This window comes from Paenibacillus sp. 2TAF8 (genome assembly GCF_052114825.1).
GTDB lineage: Bacteria > Bacillota > Bacilli > Paenibacillales > Paenibacillaceae > Paenibacillus.
Map to the genome: position 1 here is coordinate 1 of NZ_JBFRFN010000076.1, position 409 is coordinate 409.

Sequence of the window (409 nt, forward strand, 5' to 3'; positions counted from 1 at the left end):
CTTCAGGCGAAGAAAACAAGTATTCGGTATTAGCTACCGTTTCCGGTAGTTGTCCCAAGCTTGAGGGCAGGTTGCCTACGTGTTACTCACCCGTCCGCCGCTAACCGTCAGAGAAGCAAGCTTCTCTGATAGTCCGCTCGACTTGCATGTATTAGGCATGCCGCCAGCGTTCGTCCTGAGCCAGGATCAAACTCTCCAATAAAGATGAATTTCSCAGCGTGGTTAAACGCTGTGCAACTCATCGGGGTATTGAAAAGAGCGATAAGCTCATTTTGAATCTGACGAGATTAAAAATCTCAATTGTGTTCCAGTTTTCATACAGCCGGATGGCATGTACCAAAACCTTCACGTTCATTCTGCAAGCAGAATGTTTCACTCACTCGTTGTTCAGTTTTCAAAGATCAAACTT

1 rRNA gene is annotated in these 409 nt (G+C 45.8%); it reads right to left on the reverse strand.

Features of this window, described 5'->3' with window-relative positions:
* A 16S ribosomal RNA gene (locus tag AB4Z30_RS30085) occupies nucleotides 1-202 on the reverse strand; the annotation flags it as partial.
* Between the last annotated feature and the right edge of the window lie 207 nt (nucleotides 203-409).